The 14740-nt window shown below is 72.5% G+C and carries 11 protein-coding genes; 7 read left to right on the forward strand and 4 right to left on the reverse strand.

Features of this window, described 5'->3' with window-relative positions:
* Positions 1–237 precede the first annotated feature (237 nt).
* The gene (locus ACFWIA_RS01830; RefSeq protein ID WP_386999376.1) at positions 238–1242 is read left to right on the forward strand and encodes a LuxR C-terminal-related transcriptional regulator; all 1005 of its coding nucleotides are present in this window, start codon (positions 238–240) and stop codon (positions 1240–1242) included.
* A 325-nt stretch (positions 1243–1567) separates the two neighbouring features.
* Positions 1568–2776, forward strand: coding sequence for a S1 family peptidase (locus tag ACFWIA_RS01835; RefSeq protein ID WP_386999378.1), 1209 nt, complete (start codon positions 1568–1570; stop codon positions 2774–2776).
* Positions 2777–2825: 49 nt separating this feature from the next.
* Here the strand turns inward: ACFWIA_RS01835 and ACFWIA_RS01840 are convergent, their stop codons facing one another.
* Positions 2826–3788 (reverse strand): helix-turn-helix domain-containing protein, encoded by a 963-nt coding sequence (locus tag ACFWIA_RS01840; protein ID WP_386999380.1) that lies wholly within the window; start codon positions 3786–3788, stop codon positions 2826–2828.
* A gap of 325 nt (positions 3789–4113) precedes the next feature.
* Between ACFWIA_RS01840 and ACFWIA_RS01845 the strand changes: the two genes are divergently transcribed.
* The 3 genes from ACFWIA_RS01845 to ACFWIA_RS01855 all read left to right on the forward strand — a co-directional run bounded on the left by ACFWIA_RS01845 (position 4114) and on the right by ACFWIA_RS01855 (position 7742).
* The gene (locus tag ACFWIA_RS01845) at positions 4114–5520 is read left to right on the forward strand and encodes a sigma-70 family RNA polymerase sigma factor (RefSeq protein ID WP_386999382.1); all 1407 of its coding nucleotides are present in this window, start codon (positions 4114–4116) and stop codon (positions 5518–5520) included.
* A 196-nt stretch (positions 5521–5716) separates the two neighbouring features.
* On the forward strand, positions 5717–6742 hold the full coding sequence (locus tag ACFWIA_RS01850) for an RNA polymerase sigma factor (RefSeq protein WP_386999384.1): 1026 nt from the start codon (positions 5717–5719) through the stop codon (positions 6740–6742).
* Between the two features lie 250 nt (positions 6743–6992).
* Positions 6993–7742 (forward strand): FadR/GntR family transcriptional regulator, encoded by a 750-nt coding sequence (locus tag ACFWIA_RS01855; RefSeq protein WP_386999385.1) that lies wholly within the window; start codon positions 6993–6995, stop codon positions 7740–7742.
* A 30-nt stretch (positions 7743–7772) separates the two neighbouring features.
* On the opposite strand, the gene ACFWIA_RS01860 is transcribed toward ACFWIA_RS01855, so the two are convergent.
* Positions 7773–8504, reverse strand: coding sequence for a gamma-glutamyl-gamma-aminobutyrate hydrolase family protein (locus ACFWIA_RS01860; protein WP_386999387.1), 732 nt, complete (start codon positions 8502–8504; stop codon positions 7773–7775).
* 456 nt (positions 8505–8960) lie between these two features.
* On the opposite strand from ACFWIA_RS01860, the gene ACFWIA_RS01865 reads away from it, so the two are divergent.
* Both ACFWIA_RS01865 and ACFWIA_RS01870 read left to right on the forward strand, forming a co-directional pair.
* Positions 8961–10706, forward strand: coding sequence for a hypothetical protein (locus ACFWIA_RS01865; protein ID WP_386999389.1), 1746 nt, complete (start codon positions 8961–8963; stop codon positions 10704–10706).
* A gap of 600 nt (positions 10707–11306) precedes the next feature.
* The gene (locus ACFWIA_RS01870; protein ID WP_386999390.1) at positions 11307–12029 is read left to right on the forward strand and encodes a cache domain-containing protein; all 723 of its coding nucleotides are present in this window, start codon (positions 11307–11309) and stop codon (positions 12027–12029) included.
* Between the two features lie 60 nt (positions 12030–12089).
* Here ACFWIA_RS01870 and ACFWIA_RS01875 read toward each other — a convergent pair whose 3' ends face one another.
* Both ACFWIA_RS01875 and ACFWIA_RS01880 read right to left on the reverse strand, forming a co-directional pair.
* Positions 12090–12848, reverse strand: a complete 759-nt coding sequence (locus tag ACFWIA_RS01875; protein WP_386999392.1) for a gamma-glutamyl-gamma-aminobutyrate hydrolase family protein — start codon at positions 12846–12848, stop codon at positions 12090–12092.
* Between the two features lie 353 nt (positions 12849–13201).
* On the reverse strand, positions 13202–14620 hold the full coding sequence (locus tag ACFWIA_RS01880; protein WP_386999394.1) for an aminopeptidase P family protein: 1419 nt from the start codon (positions 14618–14620) through the stop codon (positions 13202–13204).
* Between the last annotated feature and the right edge of the window lie 120 nt (positions 14621–14740).

Below are 14740 nucleotides of genomic sequence, written 5' to 3' on the forward strand. Positions count from 1 at the left end.
CGGGTCGGCTCGCGCATGCTCCGTTGAGGTGCCCCGGACGCCTGCTCGGCGCGTGGGATCGGGGGGCGGGACCGCCGTGTGTCGGTCTCCGCCTCCGGGGCTCGGCCACAACATACAGGCGTCAACAAGGCGTTGACGTGGCCGGAACGGGCGTGGCCGATTCCGGACGGGGTGCCCGGTGTCGACCGAACCGGAAGGCCGTAGTCAACTTCCCTGCTTCGGTCTAGGGTTCGGGCCATGGCCGTCGACGAACCCCCCGGGGGAGCCACCGCCGCGCCTGGGCACGCACCCGGGAAGGCCGGTCCCGCCCCGGAGGGCAGCACCGGTCCGCTCGTGCCGGGTGACGCCGTGGTGCGGGGCGCAACCGTGCGGGAGGCACGCTCCGGGAACATCGCCGACCGGCTCGCGATCCGGCGATCGGCCCAGCGGGCCCGACCCCAGGTCCGGTCGCCGGAGAGCGTGCTCCACGAGCTGCTGGCCGAGCAGCGGCAGCAACTCGGAGAACTGCACCGGGGATGGGAGAGCGTGCACGGCCTCCTGCGCCTCGTGCTCGACGCCCCGCGGTCCTCAGGCGAAGCGGTCGAGGCCGAGTCCTTCGCCGACCCGACCCGGTTCGGCGCACGGATGCGGGATCTGGCCGTCCTGTGCCAGAGCGAACTCCTGCGTCTGCGCCGCACGTTCGCCGCCCCCGGGGATCCGATGGAGGGTCTCGACGACGATCTGGAGATGTTGGCCCGCGGTGTCACCCTCCGGCTCCTCGTCTCGACGGGTGCCGCGCGGAGCCCGGGTGCCGCCGGCTACCTCTCGACGTTGTCCGACCACGGGGCGGAGATCAGGGTGGCCGCCACCGTGCCCCTGCAACTCGACGTCATCGACCGGAGGGTGAGCGTCTTCGCGGGGGAGCAGCCGCAGGAAGAGGGGGCGTGGGCGGAGGGAACGGTCCTGCGTAGCGCCCGACTCGCCGCGTGCTTCGCCCGGATCTTCGAGCACCAGTGGGACGTCTCCGCCGCACACGTGCGCACAGCGCCCCGCGGTGACGTGCAGGAGTGGACGCCGAGGGAACGCGAGGTGCTGGCCCTGCTCGCCGCGGGTGCCAAGGACGAGACGATCGCGCGCCGACTGGGGTGCTCCGAGCGCACGCTCCGCAGACTGCTCGCGGCCCTGGTGGACAGGCTCGGTGCGGAGAGCCGGTTCGCGGCGGGCGTACGGGCGGCCCGGCTCGGCCTGCTCGACGGTTCCTGAAGCCGACCGTGCGGACCGTGACCGGCGACGCGCCCTGAAGGCGCCTTCGAGAGGCCGGCCCGTTCGACGGGGCGAGTGGCTCATGACGTTCCGACGTCCCGTCACCCGCGGTGCGGTCATTCATGGTTTACGCCGAATTCACTGAATAAAACGGTGATGAAGAGGACTTGTCGTGATCGGTGAACGTGAGCGAGGGTTTCCCACAGCGATTCGCAGGTCCGTGATCGGTGCTGCGGGGTCGCGTTCACCCGGGAGTTCCGCATGCCGGTGGAAGCTCCCGTCCCCCCATGTTTCGGACGTACCTGTGCAGCACGGAAGGAATCGCGTGAAGATCTCACGGAAGCCGGGCGGAGCGGTGGTGGTCGCGGCCACCATCGGCGGTCTCCTCACGGCAGGCTCACTGGTCGGGGGCCCGGTGGCAGCTGCCACCGGGCCGTCGGCACCCACGTACCAACCGGAGATGGTCCGGGCCTTGGCCGACTCCCTGGGGGTCCCGGAGCGCGCGGCCGTCGAGCGGCTGGACAGGGAGGCGGAGCAGCAGCGGCGCCTCGCCGAACTGCGTGGTGACGGCGTGCGGACCCGCGGCGCCTTCTTCACCGACGACGGGACGCTCACCGTCAACGTCGCCGACCGGAAGGCCGCCGCCGCCGTGACGGAGGCCGGCCTGCACGGTCGCGTCGCCGAGCACGGCGAGCGCGAGCTGGGCGAGATCAAGGCCCGCCTCGATGCCCACGCCCAACGGCGGGCGCCTCGGGGCGTGTCCGCCTGGGAGGTGGATCTCGCTGCCGACCGGGTGACCGTACGGGTCCACGACGCCCGTACGCCCTCCGCCCGCGCGTTCCTGAAGGAGGCCGGGCGGCACGGTGGCGCCGTGCGCGTCGTCGAGGACCGGGCGGAGCTCGCGCCGCAGGCGGTGGTTGCGCCGGGAAGTCGGATGACCTTCGGCGGCTTCGTGTGCTCCGTGGGCTACGGGGCGAAGGACGGACAGGGCCGCCAGGTGCTGGTGACCGCCGGACACTGCATCGAGGGCCTGCCGGTGCTCGCTCACAACGGGGCGAGGTTCGCCCAGGCGACCCACACCCGGTTCGCCGCGGGCCGCCGCAGCGTCGACATGGGGATAGCCGTCGTCGACCCCGACGACTCCATAGGCGTCGACGTCACCACGCACGGCAGGGCCGGCTCGATCGCCGTCCGGGGAGCCACCCGGGCGCCGAGCGGAGCGGCACTGTGCAAGTCCGGCCAGACCACGGGGTGGACCTGCGGTCGGGTCGGTTCGTACCACGTGAGCGTCACCTACAGCGACCCGGGTGGCGGGCCCAACACCGTGGTGACCGGACTGGCCAGCTCGTCCGTGTGCACGCAGGGCGGTGACAGCGGCGGCGCCTACCTCTCGGGGAACCAGGCCCAGGGCATGACCTCGGGCGGTCCCGTGGGCCAGAGATGCGGTGGGCAGGTCAACGCCCGCGGGAGGTCGTACTTCCAGCCCCTCGATGACGCGCTCCGCCACTACGGGCTCACCCTCAACACCAAGTAAAGCTCCGGCGCGGTCTCCCCAAGGGCCGCGCCGGTCCCTTTTCCCATTGCTACGGGGGGAATTCCCATGACATTCCGTGGATGCCGGGACGACACCGGGACGTCAGCACGTGAGCGGCGTTCGTCGCGTCCACCGGGACGCGGCGCCGTCTCGCGCCGGCCGTGCCACCCTGCTCCCGGACGTACGCGTGGCACCGTACGGGAAGCGCGTTCGGATGGAAGCGGACCTGGAGCAGGTAGGCGTGCAGATTGGTGCGCACCCAGCGTTCGTGGTGGTCCGAGGTCACACCGGAAGGGCTCACCTCCATCCGGTAGTTGACGACGGTCGTGCCGAGCTTGGGCAGCGCGTGACCGAACCGGACCTCGATCACCAGGGTGCGTGACTCCCGTAGGTACTGGACGTCTCCCAGCAAGCCCGACATCACCTCGATGTTCCGGGGTTCCGCTTCGAAGTCGTCGAACCGATGGATGAACAGGGCGCGATCGGCGCCGTGCCGGGTGGCCCGGAGCACATTGGTGGACGACATGCCGCTCATGGTCGCGCCCTCGCCGACGGTCAGGGTGTCGTGGATGAGGACGGACTGCACGTCGGGATCGAGCCCATGAGGATCGCCCGCCAGCGCCCTGACCGCGGTGGAGTCCTTCAGCGCGGGGTGGGTGAAGGGTGGTTGCGGCGAACGGGCCAACCGGCCGCGAGGCCGGCGAGGGCCGAGCCGGGACCGCAGTGCGGACGTCGGGAGGTCCAACAGGACCTCCAACGCCTCCAACGCGCGCATCGAGTGCGGGCGTTCGGGTCGGCTGAGTCCTCGCTGCCAACTGCTCAGCGAGGCCGGACTGACCCGAACCCCCTGTCCCCTCAGTCGTTCGCTCACCCGCTCCAGGGAGAGACCGCTACGGGCCAGGGCTTCCCGTAGGGCCGAGGAGAAGGCGTCGTCGTGACCGTGCCGCGGCCCGCCCCTCGACCCGCGCTTCGACGTCCGTCCGCTGCCGCGGTCCTGGGCTCTTCCTGACATTGACCCTCCTGGTGCTGGCCGCGGGCCCTCCCACGGGGCGGGATCGACGGGCGCTGAGACGGCGCGGGCGGTTCGCCCGTGTAGTCGGTGACCCTGCTGGGCGAGCGGGATAACAGGAGGTCAGCGGTGACATAGCTCATAGCGGCTCCGCTGGTCCGGTCCGTCGCGACCGGGTGCCGCATCCGTATGCACCAGTGGACGCCGAGCGTTCGCGCACCAGGAGCACGGGAAGCGGTCGGCCGCGGGTGGACGGGAGCGCTGATGAACGAACACGGAACGGCGCGCGGGCTGCTCAGCCGGCCGCCGGGGGAGGACAGGACAGCTGATGGAGAACGGGGAGACGGATCTGATATCCGCTGCACGAGACGGCGATCCGGTGGCCAGGGAAGCGCTGGCCGTGCGGTACCTACCCCTCCTCTACAACGTGGTGGGACGAGCCTTGAACGGCCACGCCGACGTCGACGACGTGGTGCAGGAGACCATGCTCCGGGCGTTCGAGGGGCTGCCCGAACTCCGTGACCCGGACCGCTTCCGCTCCTGGATCGTCGCCATCGCCCTCAACCGGGTACGTGACCGGTGGGCCTCGGTCCGTCGCCTGCCCGACGCGCCGTTCGCACCGACCGAGACCCCCGCCCCTGACTTCGTCGACCTGATGATCTGGCGACTGCGCCTGTCCGGCGAGCGCAAGGAGGTCGCCGTGGCGACCCGCTGGCTGGGTCCCGCCGACCGTGAGGTCCTGTCCCTGTGGTGGCTGGAGGCGGTCGGCGAACTCACCCGCTCCGACGTCTCCACGGCCCTGGGCCTCTCCCGGCAGCACACCGCCGTCCGCGTCCAGCGGGTCAAGGGCCGTCTCACCGTGGCGCGTTCCGTGGTCCGGGCCCTCGCGGAGCGGCCCGGATGCCCGGGGCTGGCCTTGCTCACCGACGGCTGGGACGGCGGGTCGGCCCCGGTCTGGCGCCACCGCCTCGGCCGGCACGTCCTCGGCTGCCCGCAATGCGGTCGCCACACGGGGGACTTCATGCCGCTGGAGGGACTGCTCGCCGGCCTCGGCCCGCTCGACCTCCCTGCCGAGGCGTCCGACCGCACCTCGTCGACGTCCGCGCAGGCCGGGACGGGTCCGACCCACCCGGACGCGTCGTCCTACGGCGGCGTCCCCTCACGGAAACCGAGCGCCGGGCGGGGCCGCTACACCGCCCTGGGCGTGTGGCCGACGGTGGGGCTGGCCGCCACCGGCGCCCTGGCGGCCTCCGTGCTGAGCTTACTCGTGGTACCCGCCGACCCCACCTCCGACGGCCTCGCTCGTCCCTGGTCGGGCCGGGTGACCCCCGTCATCGAGGGCCCACCACCGCCCGATGCCCTCGCGGACCCCTCCTTCTCGGAGCCCGGAATGGGGCGGCCTTCACGCGCCGACCGGACCGCCCAGCGGGAGGCACCGGGCAGGGTGGGGCCCTCGCGTTCCGGACCGCCCTCCACCGGGTCGAGCAACTGCGCCCGGCGGCACGGCCACACCCCCGGTGACGGGGCGCGGACCTCCCCGCCCCACCGGACCGCCCGGGAGCCCAGGGCCGCCCCCGTCCCGCCCCCCGGCTCCCCGAGGCCGGGGCCCGGGCCGGGCGTCAGCACCGTCGCCCCCACCCCGCCCCGGCGGCAGCAGGCCGCCGGAACACCCGGTGTCCGGGCGACCTGCGCCCACCCTCGCCACGGGGCCGACGAGGCAGAACGGCAGCGGTGAACTCCGGGCGGCGCTCACCGTCCCGCGCACTGCCGAGCCCCCGCCCCCCCCATGCGGAAACGATTCCCCTGCCGATGGGCAGGAAGCTCTGGGAGAACCACACATGCACAACGGCGGATTAGGTGCCGACCGGACCACCAGCCCGGTTCCGAGATGCCTTCCCCCACCCTCCGGTGACGCCGATCTGCTCGCACGCATGCGGGCCGGTGACTACTCCGGCTACGAAGAGCTGTACCGACGCCATGTGGCGGCCCTGACCCGTTACGCACGGACCTGCTGTCGCGATGTGCACACCGCGGACGACCTCGCGGCCGAGGTCTTCGTGCGCCTGCTCCAAGTCGTGCGCAGGGGCGCCGGGCCCGAACACGCGGTACGGGCGTATCTGTGGACGACGGTCCGTCGGGTGGCCGCGGAGTGGACGAGAGCCGCACAGAAGGAACACTTGGTCGCCGATTTCGCGGTTTTCGTCGAGCAGGCACCCTCGAAGTCGGCGGCCGTGCGGGGAGGGGGCGTCGCCCCGGGCGCGGACGTCCTCGCCTTACGGGAGGTCGAGCGGTCCACGGCCGCACGTGCCTTCCGCAGTCTCTCCGAGCGCTGGCAGACCGTGCTCTGGTACACCGAGGTCGAGGGCGAGCGCCCCCAGGACGTGGCACCCCGGTTGGGGCTGAACGCCAACGCCACCCGGGTGCTGGCCAGCCGCGCCCGGGAGGGCCTGCGGCAGGCGTACGTCCAAGAGCACGTCAGCGCCGCGCGCATCAGCAGCGGACGGTGCGCCCCACACGCCGCCAGGCTGGGCAGATGGACCCGCGGCCTGCTGCGCATCGGATCCGAGCGCCGGCTGAGCCGCCACCTGGCCAGGTGCGGCCCGTGCCGCTCGGCGGCGAGCCAGATCGAGGAGTTGGCGAGCGACGTACCCGGGCCCATATCCCCGCCGGTCGGAGGCCGCGGGCCGTTCCTGACCGCGGCTCCGACCGCCGGCTGCTCGGCGCGTCCGGCCAGTCGTCCGCCCACGCGGGCCAGGACGGACCTCTCGGCCCGCAGCGGCCGGTCCTCCCGCAGGTCCGGGGCCTGGAACAGCCGATACCTGCCGCGGACGTCCGGCCAGCGCAGCGGCTCGGGTTCCCCGCTGCCCACCCGGGGGAGGCGCACCAGGCGCCACGGCGGCACACGGGATGGATCCGGAGAAACCTTTATCGATAGATGTATGGGTTTTGGGTGTTAAAGTCCCGATTTAGGTACGGTGGTGGTCGTGGGTGGCTAGGCGCGCACGGGGCGTAGAGGGGCAGTGGCCGGGGCTCGGTCGAGAAGGAGCGTCGCAGCCTGGGTGCCCGCGGCTGCTCAGCCGAGTGCGGAGTGTCGCTCCACCCGGGTGTCGCGTGTGCGTGGAACCTTTTACTATGGAAGTTTGAGGACATGGGTTTCGCTGTACTGTCGAGACCTGACGCGGGTGCCACGGGAGTCAAGGAGCGGGCGTGCAGCCTTTCACCGGCCAGTCATCGGTCCTGAACGCCGTGTTCGCGCCGCTCCGGGACGCCGGGCGCGCCGATACGGTGGTGCGGCGGATCGCGGAGGCGGTGACGATCGGGCTGGTCGCCGAGGGGGAGCAACTGCCGAGCGAGAGCGATCTCGCTCTCCAACTCGGAGTGGCCAACGGCACGGTCCGCGAAGCGCTGGCGATCCTACGGGAGCAAGGCCTCATCGAGACCCGCCGCGGGCGCAACGGCGGCAGTTTCGTTCGCGCACCCTCCCAGGGCCTCGCACGCGTCCACCGCGATCGCCTCAAGGAGTTCGGCGTCGCGGACCTGCGGGACCTCGGGGACGAGTGCCTTGCCGTCTCCGGTGCCGCGGCCCGCTTCGCGGCCGAACGTGCTCCTGCCGACATCCGAGAGCGTCTGGACCCCCTCGTGGCGGCCCTACGGACCGCCGGCACGCCCGCCGAACGCCGCAAGGCGGACGCTCGGTTCCATATCGAGGTGGCGGTCGCCTCCCAGTCCGTGCGGCTGACCCGACGGGAAGTCGCGCTCCAGGCCGAGGTCGGGCCGTTGCTGTGGCTGCCGGGCGACGAAGCTGCGGACGCCGATGCCCACGCTGACGACCACCACGCCGTCCTGGTCGCGATCATGGCCGGTGACGCCGCCTCCGCACGCAGGCTGGCCGAGGCCCACGCGGTGGCGGTGGCCCACCACCTCGTACGGGCGCACGTACGCCTGTCCGGCGACTGACCGACGCCTTCCCCGCCCCGCCCATCCGGGTCACCGGGCGAGGGGGGAACAGGGGTCCCCGACCGGTCCGCTACGCCGGCCGCGGCGTGCGAGATCGGCCAGCGCCGTGTGCGCGTCGAAGAGCGCCTGCTGTTCGGCCGTCCGCTCCGCGTTGTCCTCAGGGTGCCAGCGCACGGCGAGAACCGGGGTCGAGACGTGCTCCAACGCCTGGATCACTCCGGTGCGCCCGCGCCCGGTCGTCCGTAGTCCGGCGCCCAGCCGCTCGACCGCGGGGGCGGGATGGTCGGCCACCGCGAGCGAGGTGCGCCCGGTGATCCGGGCGATCCGACAGCCGGTCTGCAACTCGACCTCCTCCATGATCGAGCCCCGCCGCCCGCCGTGTGCCGCGCAGGACGTCAGGCTGCCCCCGAGCGCCACGTTCAACGCCTGCATGCCGCGGCAGGCTGCCAGCAGCGGCATGCCCTGGCGCACCGCCAGCCGGGCCAAGGCCATGTCGAAGAGGTCCTGAAGCCGGTCCTCGGGCTCCGTGGCCCCGCTGCGCTCACCCCGTCCGAGTCGTAGGTCCGCCCCGCCGGGCAGGACGAGGCCGTCGAACCGGGCCAGGAGCGAGCCCAGCGGTGGGGCCGCCGGCATCAGCACCACCGGATCGCCACCGGCGCGCAGCACCGCCTCCAGCACGGCGGACGGTGCGGCGACGGCGCCATGCCGAAAGTCCCGCATCCGTACGCGGGCCGTTCCCGCCACGGCGATCAGCGGGCGCATCGGGGTTCGGTCCGGTCGTACACGAGCTACCTCCCGGAGTGGGCTGCTGGACGAGTCGTATTACCATAACCTTTGGTTTCGCATCTCAACAAGCGTGGATTGACCCGAGCGCCGACCCGGCTCGACAACCTCCCGCCCCGTGGGGTCAGCGGTCCGCCCCGGGCTCCGTCCGTGACGGCTCGGCCGCGGCCGTACGAGGAGCCGGGCGGTGCCGGCGGAGGGCATGCTTCCCGTTTCGTCGACGGGTGGTGGGGGAGAGGGCCTTCCTGTCCTTTCGCTCGGTGAACAAGCCTTATCGAGGGGGTATTTCACCGGCTCCGGACCGGGGGCGACAAAGCCCGGGGCGGCAGTTATTGTGCGCTGCACATCAAGAAGGTCCGGGTGGAATGCCGTTCGGTTCGCTCCGAGGGTCGTGCGACCCGGTAAGCACCACCGCACCACGGAAGGTCTGTCTCGATGCCCGATCCCAGTTCGCCGGCCGCGGAACGCAAGCCGCACACGGACCTGCCCGACGCCCGGCTCGTGAGGCTCCTGCGCGCGAGCGCCGCGGTTGCCTACCCGGCCTCGTTCGAGCTGCGACGGCGGCACCACTCCGCGACGTTCGCCTACGCTCAGGTGTGCGCGGTCGACGACGGGGCCGCCCGGAGGATGGCCGCGCAGGCGTTCGCGCAGGCCGTCCGGCAGGCCAAAGGGGGCCGTCGACTCCCAGGTTCCTGGCGGCACCACACCCTGCTCCTGGTGCACGAGGTGGCTGCGCAATGGGCCGGGGGTGGCCTGCGTACGGACGTGCGTGCGGATCTGTTGAACTCCTTGTCCGCACCGCGGGACGACCGTCCGCAACACGAGGCCCTCCTCCGGCCCGCCTACGACGCACTGCCGTTGGGGATGCGCGAGGCCGTGTGGTACGGCGCGGCCGAACGGCTCGATCCGGCGGAGTGCGTCAGGTTCACCGGATTGCACGCGAAGGACCTGGTCCAGCAACGGGACGCCGGAATGCGTCGACTGGCACGCGCCTTCGCACAGAACCACATCGAGGCCCACGGCACGGCCAAATGCCGCGGATACCGACGGCTGATCGAAGAGGGCGCCCTACGCCGACCTCCCCACGTCGCCACCGGGTTGTACCACCACATCAAGGACTGCACCGGCTGCCTGTCCGCGTACAACCGGTTGCACCAGCTGTGGCGCTCCCCCGAGGCGTTCCTGCCGGAGGCGCTGCTGCCCTGGGCCGGAGCGAGCTACGCCGCGGCCGTGGCCGCGCGCACCCATCCCGGCCCCGCCGCGGGGCGCCGCACCGCGGACGGAACGGGCGCCCCGCCCGAGCCGCCGAAGAGGCATCGGCGCCCATCCGCGTCGAAGGGAGTCTGCGCGGTTCCCGCGCTGGCGCTACGCGGCCGGGTCGCCCGCCGCAGGGCCGTCGCCCCCGCCCGCGGTGCGGGCGGCGCCTGCCCGCCTTCGGAGAGCCGCGCGTGCGGCTCCCACGTCGGAGGATCCGCCCCGGCCGTGACCCGAACCGGCGCCGGGCGCGCCGCCCCGAGCCGTCTGCCGTGGGGCGCCTGGGGGGTGACGACCGTCGCCGTCCTCGCGCTCCCCCTGGTGTGGGCGCTGTCGCTCACAGCGGACGGAACGCTGAGGAGTGCTGTTGACCCCCCGCCCCGTACGGGGGAACCGGCCTCGGGTGGGCCGCCGGACGGGTCACGCGCACTCGCGCCCGAGCGAACCGGACGGCTGGTTCACGTGTCGACGGGGCTATGTCTGGACGTCGCGACGGCCGCGAGTGGCGCGAAGGTCGCGGACGGCGAGGACGCCGTGGCGCGGGCGGCCGCAGGTCAGGCGGGCGTGGCGCGCGATTGTGACGACTCGAAGAACCAGGTCTGGCGGCTGTCGACCACGCCCGGGGTGATCCGCGCCGAGGAGGCCGACCTCTGTCTCGACAGCCGTGAACGCACCCGGGACGGTGCGGGCTTGACGCCGTGCGATGACGGCACCCCCCACTTCGGCTACGTCCTCGGCCGCGACGGACTCCTGCGTTCCGCTGCCGTACCCGGATACGTGCTGGTGCCGGACGGTCTGCGTGCCGACACGCCCTTGACCCTCGTCCCGGAGGCCGGGGCCGGGGGCGGGACGCCACGTGCTCCGTTCGGTCCGGGCGGGCTGGCATGGGAGCTGAGGCAGGCGAACCCGGACGTTTTGGCGGACTGACGGAATAGGCGTTTCCCTGTGGTGTTCGCCGTCGAGCGGCTCTGTTTCCCCTACGGGGCGCCGATCGTCAGGGCTCTCGGAATTCCTCTCACCGACCCGCTGAGCTGTTATCCCCCTTGCCGGCCGAACACGTCGGCAATTCCCCGTAGGTGATCCCACGTCAGTTCTTCGCGCACAGAAAGTCCTCTCGGAAGGCCCTGTGCGCCGACTCCGGGATGCGCGTGGCGAAGGGAGCGGAGCACATCGTCGGCGATCCCTCCGCTCCGGTGCGCGGAGCCGTGCTGACGGGGCGGGCCGGCGGGTGCGCCGCAGGGAGGAGCCGGGGACGTTAAGATGTGACATTGAAGGTCATAGAATAGAGGTGTGATGCTACCCTCCGTTGCAGTTGTCACGGGACCCCCGGCGCCCGCCTCCCGGGCCCACCACCGAGGCCCCCGGGCGAGGAGGCCGTGATGCCGGACGGTCGATCTCGAACTCCCTCCATGGACCTCGTTCCCTCGTGGACCGAGGCTCGGGCGGACGGCTCGGTGCTCCGCAGCCCGTTCCCGCGACCGCACGACCGCCTGGTCGCCCCCCGACCGGCCGCCGTGGAGGGCGCCCGTGTCCGGTGACCCGGCCCTCGAACTCGTCCGGTGTGCAGCCGCGGTGGGCGCCGCGATCGACGCCGTACTCGATCCGTTGGCCGCCCTCGGCCGCACCGCGGCGCGCCACCTGCCCGCACCCGGACGGCGCTCGTCGACCGCGGACGACCTGGCGTTCCTGCGGCCCTCGATCCACGCACTGCTCCGCGAGGGGCCGGCCGGTCTGCATGGTGCGGGGGTGGTGGCCCAACCGTCCCACCCGGCCGACGCCGCGATCCACCTGGAGTGGTGGGAACGGGAAGGCGGGCTGCTCCGGCCCCGGCCCTCGAACCTCGACCTCCATGACGAGCGGTTCTCCGACCACCCGCGGTCACCCTGGTTCACCGTTCCGCGGGACGAGGGCCGCGGAGTGATCGACGGCCCGTACGTGGACCTGCACGGCGACGGGCTGTACGTCATGACGTTCGTGCTCCCGGTCGACGTGGACGGGGCCTTCGCCGGGGTCGTGGCCGGGGACGTCGCGGTGAACACCTTCGCTCGGCCGATCGTCCCCGTCCTGCGCCGGCTCGGCGGCGCCGCGGTGGTCACCGCGGAGGGGCGGGTGGTGGTGGCGACCACCCCGGAGTGGGCGGTGGGTGCGCTGGTGGGGGACACCCCGCCGCCCGGCTCGCACATGGAACGGATCGCTGTGTCCACGCCGGTGGCGCAGTGGCGCGTGCTGCGGTCGGTGCGGGACGTCTGAGCGTCGGCGGGGGACGGTCGGGTTCGGTGCCGGCTTCGTCGGGATGGATGTCGAACGGGTCTACGACCGGGTGCGGCCGCGGTCCCTCGCGCGTTCCACGAGGTCGTTGAACAGCGCTTGTTCCTCCACGGCCAGGTCGGCATTGTCCTCCGGACGCCACTGCACGGCCAGGAGGTGGGCGCTGTGGTGCTCCAGGGCTTCGATCACGCCGTCCGCGGCGCGCCCCGCGATCGAGAGGCCGCAGCCCAGTCGGTCCACCGCCTGGTGGTGGCGGGAGGACACGACCGCCTCCTCCCTGCCCATGGCGAGTGCGACCCGACTGCCCGGCTTGAGGCGCACCCGGTGGAAGCCCTGCTGGTGCGGCACCTTGCCGTGGGTGAGTTCCCTGATCAACGTGCCTCCCAGGGCGACGTTCACCACGTGCATCCCGCGGCAGACGGCCAGCAGCGGAAGGTCCTGCGCGACTGCGTGGCGGGCAACGGCGAGTTCGAAGACGTCCTGCGCGGGTTCGGCGCGCGACCAGGTGGCAGAGGACTCGACGGAGTGCCCCGGTGCGCAGGCCGCCCCCTGCGCGGGCAGCGGGCGGCGGGGGGTCGTCGCGTAGTGCCGGGGGTCGACGTCGCCGCCGTCCGGGAGTAGTACGGCGTCGAACCGGGCGAGCAGGGGCTCGACCGGGTGGCCGGACGGATACAGCACTACCGGATCTCCGCCGGCCCTGAAGACGGCGTCCAGCACTTTCTCGGCAGCTGCGACACCATGCGCCCGCAGGCCACGGACGTGCGTCGACGGCATGCCCGTGACGGCTACGAGGGGGCGCACCGGGATCCCTCGGCTTCCGTCTCGGAGGTGGGTCGGCGGGTCGGCCCGGGTGGCTGTTGCCCGCTCGTGCTCCCCGGTCGTAGGCCGGTGTCCGGCCGCGGGATTGCGTTGAGCCGATTCACGCCGTGACCTCCTCGCAGTAGGTTCCCGTCCGCGGTGTCAGCGACGGACCCTCGTGAAATATAACATCCAATCTTGATGGATTAGATGCGAGGGGGTGGGGACTGCGGCGTGTCGGGTCGCCCTCGGCCGGCGTGGTGGACGCGGCTGCGGCCGCGCCCACCGTTGTCAGCGGCGGCGCCCCGGCGTGAGTACGGTCGTTGGTGCACGGTGCCGACGGGGCGTCGACCCGGTCAACCCGCGAAGCGCGCCATCCACGCCTCGACCTCGTCCGCCGAGCGCGGCAGCCCCCCCGACAGGTTCTGGTGCCCGTCCTCGGTGACGAGCAGATCGTCCTCGATCCGGACGCCGATGCCGCGCCACTCCTCGGGCACGGTGAGGTCGTCCGGCTGGAAGTACAGGCCGGGCTCCACGGTGAGCACCATGCCCGGCTCCAGCACCCCGTCGACGTACTCCTCGTTCCGGGCCCGTGCGCAGTCGTGGACGTCCAGACCGAGCATGTGACCGGTGCCGGCCATGGTGAAGCGGCGCTGGAGCCCCAGGGCGTACGCACGATCGGCCGGGCCCTCGATGAAGCCCCACTCGACCAGCCTGTCCGCCAGGTGGCGCTGGGCCGCCTCGTGGAAGTCGCGGTACGCGGCGCCCGGCTGCACGGCGGCCATGCCCGCCTCCTGGGCTTCGTGCACGGCGTCGTAGACCTTGCGTTGCAGGGGCGTGAAGGTCCCGCTGATCGGCAGCGTACGGGTGACGTCGGCGGTGTAGAGGGTGTGCGTCTCCACGCCGGCGTCGAGCAGGAGCAGGTCCCCGGGGCGCACCGGGCCGTCGTTGTCGGTCCAGTGCATGATCGTGGCGTGCTCGCCCGCGGCGCAGATCGAGCCGTAGCCGACGGAGTTTCCTTCGAGGCGTGCGCGGCGGAAGAACGTGCCCTCGATCCACCGCTCGGACGAGGCGACCGCCCGGGAGAGTTCGCCGATCACATCGGTGAAGCCGCGCACGGTGGAGTCCACGGCCTTGCGGAGCTCGGCGATCTCCCAGTCGTCCTTGACGAGGCGGAGGTCGCTGAGCGCCCCTTCCAGTTCGGCGTCGCGCTCCCCGTCGGTGCTGACCGCGGCCTCCAGGTCCGGGGCGATGCCACGGACGATCCGGGTCGGCGCACCGGAGTCGGAGGCCGAGGCCAGGTCACGGACGGCCGTGCGGACGTCGCGACAGGGCAGTCCGAGCACGAGTTGCGCTTCGGCGAGGGAGCGGCGCCGGCCCATCCACAGTTCCGCCGTGGGACCGGTCCAGAACTCGTCGTCGTCCCTGCTGTCCCGCGGCAGCTGGTAGCAGTAGGCGTCGTGGCCGCCGTCCGCACGGGGTTCGAGGACGAGCGCGCCGTCCCGGGCCTGGTCCCCGGTCATGTGCACGTAGCCCGAGTACGGCCGGAAGGGGTAGCTGTCGTCGTTCGAGCGGACCTTCAGGCCGCCCGAGGGGATCACCAGGCGCTCGCCGGGGAAGCGCGCGGAGAGTGCGGCGCGGCGGCGGGCCGCGTACGGAGCCTGCTCGGCGAGCCGCAGGTCGTGCCGTTCGGTGTCCGCCCACCCCGTCCGCATCAGTGCGGACAGCTCCTCGGAGATCCCTGAGTAGAGACCGTTCTTCCGGCCCTTCGTCATGTCGTACCCCTTCACCCGGGTGGATGCGCCACCGCCGACCCTCGGCGGGCTTCGGACGCTATCCGGCTCCGCATCCGTGTGGTGCCGGAGAGTGCCACTGGCACGGATCGGCCAGAGTCC

The sequence above is a fragment of the Streptomyces sp. NPDC127068 genome (assembly GCF_042724695.1).
Classification (GTDB): domain Bacteria; phylum Actinomycetota; class Actinomycetes; order Streptomycetales; family Streptomycetaceae; genus Streptomyces.